Origin of the sequence: uncultured Porphyromonas sp. (genome assembly GCF_934359325.1) — a bacterium.
Lineage (GTDB): Bacteria > Bacteroidota > Bacteroidia > Bacteroidales > Porphyromonadaceae > Porphyromonas_A.
The window spans coordinates 1-6,697 of the sequence record NZ_CAKRLH010000083.1 but is presented as its reverse complement, the minus strand read 5'-3'; the positions used below and the strand labels follow the sequence as shown (position 1 = coordinate 6,697).

Genomic DNA, 6,697 nt, shown 5'->3' with positions numbered 1-6,697 from the left:
CCACCACGGCACGAGGTCGATGTCTCGTGGAGTCTCCTCTGGTCTCCTTACTGCAAAAAGCTACCTCTTCTGTCATAAAAGGCGACGACCCCTTAGGGATTGGGCGGGCACTGAAAAACTCAAGTGAGTCAGCCCCTGACTAAACCCGGTATTAGTGATCACTATTACCGGGTTTAGTGATCACTAATACCGGGTTTAGAATTCACCGAAGTCTATCCAGCTCGATACGATACTCCCCGGCGCCGTGGATCCCTGACGGGATCCGCCTACCGCCGGCATAGAGGATGAATGTGGCATCGGACAGGGGCGGGGTGCCAGAGGAGGGGGACCGGCGGGTAAGTCCCGTGCAGGATTGGGCGGGAAGGTAAATCTCAAATGCGTCAGCCCTAATATTTGATTAGTTGTGAAAATAACGTACATTTGCTCCAAGTATTAAGAGTTTTAGTAGGTGATGGTTACCCCCCCCCCATTTAACTTTCTTTACGGAAAGTGGTGTATGGGAGCTTCTGAATAGAGAAGTTCTCAGCGGGGCGGATATGCATCCTTACTGCCTTTCATCCATCGAAACATAATAGATCATTATAGAGGATCTCTCGGTCATCCGAGGGATCCTCTATTGACCTCTACCAATGCGAAACTCTGATAATAATAAACCAAATAACAGATAGTTATGGAACAACGTCCGATCAAAAAATTGGTGCTGCTCATCACTTTTTTGGCACTTATGGGTATCAGTTGCTGGGCAACATCCGAGTCTTTGCACCTTCTGCTGCCGAGCTGGCCGGTCGTCTTCTGCTGGATCGTGACCATTGCCTTCTTTTTCATTGCCTCCTACGGAAGTAAGCTGATCGTGGACAGTCTCAATATGAATGTCTATCAGGAGGCAAGAGGAAGAAACTTGGTCATCGGGATTCTTTTGCTCGTATTATTCTGGGTCTTCTTCAGTATGCCGACTAATACACACACATTCTTCTATCGGTCGGCAATCAACGACGTAGCGCTGACAGATGTGGGTGTGACGCAGAAGTATCTCCAAGAGCTGGCGGATGACTCTTACACGCAGAATAACATCAAGCTCAATATTGAGAAGCTCAAGCGTGACGTCTCCTCGCAACAAGTGGCTCTCGAGGCGGAGATCGATAATAGTGCCAACCCCGGCTTCGGGACAAAGGCGAAGAGCTTGCTGAGCGGGCTCGCTAACTCCCTTGGTATAGATGTCATCCCGACTCTCTCCTACCGAGGAACCTCGCCCGCTGAGCGCCGAAAGCTTAAGGAGGAGTACAGCAAGATCATCCATAAGCACCTCAATGCACGCATAGCGGAGATCATTAAGAATGGTGAGGATAGTCGGGCATCGAGGTATAAGCCGGAGGCTGCAGCACTTGCTAAGGAGCTGTCCACCGCCAAGGGGCTACTGAGTGAAGCTAAGGCGCAGGGTAAGGTCAATCAGAAGCTTATCTCAAATGTCGATGCTCTCCTGGCTCGCTCCTATACTGTTGTGAAGAACTATCCCGACCTCATCAATATCTCTGAGGAGGACAAGCCGGTCTATCTCTCAGAGAATCCCGTGAGCAGAACCCACCGTATGCTCAGTGTGGTGGAGGTGTGGAAGGATATCTTTAAGGGAAAGTATGCCGGTCGTGAGGTGATCCTTTGGATCTTTGTCGCCATCCTTGTGGACGTTGCGGCTTTCCTCTTCTTTGCCCTCGCAACCAAGAAAGACGATTTCTAAGTAACTAATTAGAGCCATATAGTATTATGCCGATACAAATTCCATCAGACTCAGATCCAGACTTTGACGTAGATGAGGAGAGAGATCTCGAGCCGGACTATACTCCGACTCATGAGCCGCACATCTCTACTGCGGGACTTCCCTTCGTAGAGGACTCAGCTTTTGGGGTTCCGGAGGAAAAAGCCACTTCAGTGGACTCTGTCCTCGATCCTCTAAAGGTAAGTGTGGAGATAGCAGACAGGAGTACTCCCGTTGTGCTTCTCGTAGGCCCGCCTGCGTCCGGCAAGACGATGATGCTAGTACGTCTGACCCGCTGGCTCAAGAATAAGGGGTATACCGTCACTCCCGTCCGGACTTTCCGACCCTCTGATGGTGCTTACGAGAGGATGTGTGACGACTTCAACGCTATGGTTTCCTCCAATGAAGCCGCCGCCGGTACCAATGTGATCAGCTTTATGCTCGTGAAGGTATCGTACAATGGTCATCCTATCTGTCAGATCCTTGAGGCGCCCGGAGAGCACTACCATAGTCCTTATAGTCCGGAGAGTGACTTCCCGCCCTACATCCATAGGATCATCCAGACAATCCCCAATCGAAGAGTATTCGTCATCCTGACCGATGCCGACTATAAGCTCCAGAAGGACGAGGAGAGCAGGAAGCTCTATGTGGACAAGATCAGGCGGATCCGGCGCCTTTCCTCTCCCAGAGACCGCTTTATCGTGGTACTCAATAAGGTCGACCTGACAGACTATACACTTGGTAAGGGACACTACAATAAGCGAGAGGCGTATAGGGCAGTCAGGGATTTCTATCCCGGAGTCTTTGAGATCTTCGAGAATAAGCACCCGATTACTCGGTTCTTCAAGCCGAGTGAGGCCTCTTTTGTTGCCTTTCAGTCAGGAGTCTTCACAAAGAGCTCTGATGGGAAGTCTACCACCTTTACGGCAGGAGCCGATGGATACGCTGAGGAACTATGGAAGCAGTTGTTGAGCTATTGTAAGTGATATGAAGCCAGAAGTATTTATTATAGGAGCCGATCAAGGGGCAGTTTCTTACCCCAACACGGACGCTAGGTATTTTGAGATGACTTTCTATAACGTCCAAGAGAAGGGCGAGAGTGGAAAGCCTATCCTCGATGTGCGTCTGCGGCATATAGGTGACAAGACCTACGTCGATTATACGATTGTTCTCTACGGGCTCAAGACGACCACCGGTCGACCAAATGGTCACATCGGTCTCACCTATCGCCTAAAGGGATGCATCAAGGACCTCAGGAGGGTCTATGACTTCCTGATGAGTGAGCTTAGGGGGCTCTGTTACAATAGTCTCCTCACACCGGATATGACCACCATCCAGAGGTCGATAAGCGACTTCAAGGAGTTTCCGCAGGGGATGGCAGAGAGGTTTGATCAGATCTTCGATGAGAGTGACTTTACGCCTATACCCACGTCAGCAAACTCTACTGGTGAGAAGCAACTCCTTAATCCTCAAGATATCTACCGATCATCTGTGGGAGAAAATGTGACCAATGGTAAGGTCATCAGGGTCTCCGAGCTCTACCCCTCCGCATCGCAGAGGGAGATGAACGCTAAGCTGCAACAGCGTGAGGAGCAGATGAAGGCGACACTCACAGAACAGACGCAGAAGTCACAGAGTCGGATCGATGCCCTTAGTCAGAAGATCAGTCAGCTCCAGAAGCAATCCAGAGAGGATCGTGAGAGAATAGAGGATTACGAAGACCGCTTTCAGAAGGCAAAAGAGAGGCTCGACATACCGGCCCATTCCGGTAAGGGTCAGTCTGCCGGTCAGACGAAGCAGCCGGAGGAGTCGATGACTTCGGAGGGGGAGAAAGGAGGGAGGACTGAGAGGTCCGGTCGGTTTTGTTGGTGGCGCGAGGCACTTTCGCTCCTTCAGCTCATCCTCAGCATCGTCATCCTTGGGCTTCTTGTCTTCGCTATTACACAGCGGGACGAGACAGCTAAGCCGCCGGTTGATACCCAGACTGAGAGAGTGGAGCAGTCGTTTTGGTCAAGGATACGCAACTTTTTTGGAGACGAGGACAAAAACAGTCCGAAAGAAGAAAGTAGGTCGCAAGAGGAAGTGAAGAGGCTCTCGGAGGATAGCATACAGCTCCAAAAAAGCCAATCGTTCCAAATGGAAGAGACCGATAGGGACACATCCCACGATGATAAGTAGAGTCCTGTTGCTTGCCAGCGTCCTGCTCCTCCTTCCTGCTTGTCAGTGCTCATCTGATGAGGAGGGGAGCGGAGAGAGTGAGCTGTGGTTCAACTTTGATACTGATGCCGAGGGAGGTGACCGGTCGGACTTGGAAGAAGGCTCGGACTATCTATTCTCGGAGTCCTTCGAGGTGGATGTCCCGTACGAGCAGCGTGGTGGGGTCAAGGTGCTCTCCGTGAGACTTAATGGTATCCCGATGGATATGATCCTTGACACCGGAGCCAGCACTACCAGCATATCTCTTGCCGAGGCTAAGTATCTTGCCAATAAGGGACTGATCACCGAGAGTGATGTCCTCGGGACGGTGCAGTCTACGCTCGCCGATGGATCCCTGACGGAGGGACTGGTGCTGAATCTCCGAGAGCTGGTCATACACGGGGATCAAGACTTGGTCTTTGAGAATGTCCGGGCGTGCGTCACCGGTAGTATGGATGCCCCCCTGTTGCTTGGTAATGAAATACTGGATCGGGTGAGTACCCTCACCGTCGATAACGACAGAAAGGTGGTCACCTTTAAGAAGTACTGATTATGAATGTAGACATTTTTGCGTGGTCTGTCTCACAGGGATCCCGTTGGGAATTCCCGGTAGGTAATTCACTCCGTGAGACTTATACCAGACTTTCCTCTCCTATCTATGCGGAGACCGGGATACTCCATCTCTCAGTAGAGCGTTCCGGGGATGTGATCTGCTATCACTTTTTCCGTCACTGGCTGGCGCAAGGCCTGTATGCCGGCATTTCCATACTTGTCAATGGCTTTGCCGTCACTGATCTTGATGCCCTGGCAGAGCTTGTGGATGAGCGATTACAGAGTCTGCCGTCTCTTTTGGCACAGCCTGATGAGTCAAAGGTCAGAGCCCGACTTTCTCTGATCTTTGATATGCTTCGGGATAGTCTCTGCAATCAGTCCGACCGATATGGGTTTAGGTCCCTTGCTCCGGTGGACTACTCCACGGAGAGCGATTATTTCCTGAGCTTCATCTGGGGAGAGGCCACGCCGGATGAGATTGTCCGCTCCACGGAGAAGGGGCTGACGCATGTCGCCTTTTGCGATTATCCTGAGGAGATCTCTGTCGACCCCACGATCTCATCACTCGACAGACCACAGTCTTCATCTCCGGTGGAGAGCGAGCCTGCTGAGGTGCCCGATGACTATTTCGTCAAGTCAATACTTGTGACCCTCTTCTGCTGTACGCCCGTTGGAATAGGTGCCATCGTAAATGCCATAAAATGCAGACGAGAACTCAAGAATGGCAATCTGGCAAAAGCAAAAGGGTATGCGAAGGCGGCAAAGGATTGGGTGATAGTTGGATTCATTCTGGGTATACCGGTTTGGATTTCTACGCTTATGAGATTATCCAGAACGATGTGAGATGCCCGGGAGACGTGGTCTCCTACCTCTTCTATGGTTACCATAGTGAAGTGGCAGTGACGTGGAGAAGCAGGTGAGTCAGATAGAGGCTCCCGAGGAGCCGGCAGGAGCTAACCGAGACGAAGGTGGCTTCTATACCTTGTGGCTACTCCTGCTCATCGTCTGCGGGGTGGCGGTCTACCTCTGGTACAAGGGTGACAAGCTGTCCGATACCATCCGTGAGGATAGGGAGTGGATCTCTCAACTTGAGGAAAAACTGGAGCCATTGCCCGTCGAGATCATGGAGATCGAGGTTGCCAATGTGGACGAGGACTATAACTACGAGACCGACTACGGGGATGATATCCGGGCAAGCAGCTCGATGTATCTCGCCTTCAGGGTCACTTACTGCCCCAATAGGATGACCAATGAGAGACGATCCGAGGAGCTGGAGCTTCCCATCGAGCTTGTTGTCTATTATTATGAAGTTCCCCGGGAGGATGAGGATGGCGAAAGGACGCTCTTCAGTATCTCCTATTCTTATCGGGATACCCTATCTGTATCTGACGGACTGATGCCCTATGAGAGTTGTGTCGAGGAGCTCTCCTCCTACGGCTCACCTGAGCACGGAACGTGGACTGCCGGACTCTATAGAGTGGAGATATGGTATGAGGGGCTGTGCATTGGTATGAAGAGCTTTTCACTTTATTGAGATACAACAATAGACAGATATGAATGCAGATATTTCTTGCTGGAGTACGAGGTGGCATGGTGTAGAGGAGTACCCCCACCGCTATGCAACCTTGCGGGCGCATAACCTGATAAAGTCGAAGACCTTCACGGAAGCAGATCTCCATCTGATCGCGGAGCGAACCGGTGACGTGATGTGTTACCTCTTCTTCCGACAGGCTCCCGACGGCTGTCGCTCAGGCATCACTCTCTGTGTCAATGGCTACGCTTGCCGAAACCTCGGCCGGCTGGCGTTGCTTGCAGCACCCGTGGTGGATACACTCTCCGACTTCGTTCTGGGTGAGGGCAGCGATGCCCGGACCGAGGCTTTTATCACCGGGAGGCTTGGTGAGCTGCGGGAAAAGTTAGAAGCGGCGACCGACTTAGGCGAGAGCTCGCTCTCGCCCCTTGACTACGCCATTAAGGATGACAACTATATGAGCTATGCCTGGGGCTATGCCGATCCGAAAGCGATACTCGCATCTTCCGAGCAGGGTCTCATCTATGTCCGCTTCCCTGGTCTTGCTACATCCACGCTCCTGTCGACTGCTCCCAATGTCAAGTCATCCCGGAGTTTTTCCTTCGATGAAGGTAGGGTCGTCTTCTTGATCATTGTCTTGCTTATTTCCTCTCTGCTTGTAACTGTGT

Annotated in this window: 7 protein-coding genes; all 7 read left to right on the top strand. The window is 51.6% G+C overall.

What is annotated here, in order from left to right; translation table 11 throughout:
* Positions 1-670: 670 nt before the first annotated feature.
* On the top strand, positions 671-1,732 hold the full coding sequence (locus Q0F21_RS04415) for a hypothetical protein (RefSeq protein WP_297237767.1): 1,062 nt from the start codon (positions 671-673) through the stop codon (positions 1,730-1,732).
* Positions 1,733-1,758: 26 nt separating this feature from the next.
* Positions 1,759-2,736: a hypothetical protein gene (locus Q0F21_RS04410; protein WP_297237765.1), complete on the top strand. Its 978-nt coding sequence runs from the start codon at positions 1,759-1,761 to the stop codon at positions 2,734-2,736.
* Between the two features lie 79 nt (positions 2,737-2,815).
* Complete coding sequence (locus tag Q0F21_RS04405; RefSeq protein WP_297237763.1) at positions 2,816-3,928, top strand: hypothetical protein; 1,113 nt, start codon at positions 2,816-2,818, stop codon at positions 3,926-3,928.
* A complete protein-coding gene (locus Q0F21_RS04400) occupies positions 3,918-4,496 on the top strand; it encodes a retropepsin-like aspartic protease (RefSeq protein ID WP_297237762.1) in 579 nt (192 codons plus the stop codon). The genes Q0F21_RS04405 and Q0F21_RS04400 overlap by 11 nt, the downstream gene beginning before the upstream one ends.
* A 2-nt stretch (positions 4,497-4,498) precedes the next feature.
* The gene (locus Q0F21_RS04395; RefSeq protein ID WP_297237760.1) at positions 4,499-5,341 is read left to right on the top strand and encodes a CD225/dispanin family protein; all 843 of its coding nucleotides are present in this window, start codon (positions 4,499-4,501) and stop codon (positions 5,339-5,341) included.
* Positions 5,342-5,414: 73 nt separating this feature from the next.
* Positions 5,415-6,032, top strand: coding sequence for a hypothetical protein (locus tag Q0F21_RS04390; RefSeq protein WP_297237758.1), 618 nt, complete (start codon positions 5,415-5,417; stop codon positions 6,030-6,032).
* Positions 6,033-6,051: 19 nt separating this feature from the next.
* A partial coding sequence (locus Q0F21_RS04385) for a hypothetical protein (protein WP_297237756.1) occupies positions 6,052-6,697 on the top strand: 646 nt, incomplete at its 3' end.

Excerpts from the sequence above, each read along its gene's own strand:
- Q0F21_RS04415 (WP_297237767.1), top strand. The coding sequence starts at position 671 with ATGGAACAACGTCCGATCAAAAAATTGGTGCTGCTCATCACTTTTTTG.
- Q0F21_RS04405 (WP_297237763.1), top strand. The coding sequence starts at position 2,816 with ATGACTTTCTATAACGTCCAAGAGAAGGGCGAGAGTGGAAAGCCTATC.
- Q0F21_RS04410 (WP_297237765.1), top strand. The coding sequence starts at position 1,759 with ATGCCGATACAAATTCCATCAGACTCAGATCCAGACTTTGACGTAGAT.
- Q0F21_RS04400 (WP_297237762.1), top strand. The coding sequence starts at position 3,918 with ATGATAAGTAGAGTCCTGTTGCTTGCCAGCGTCCTGCTCCTCCTTCCT.
- Q0F21_RS04395 (WP_297237760.1), top strand. The coding sequence starts at position 4,499 with ATGAATGTAGACATTTTTGCGTGGTCTGTCTCACAGGGATCCCGTTGG.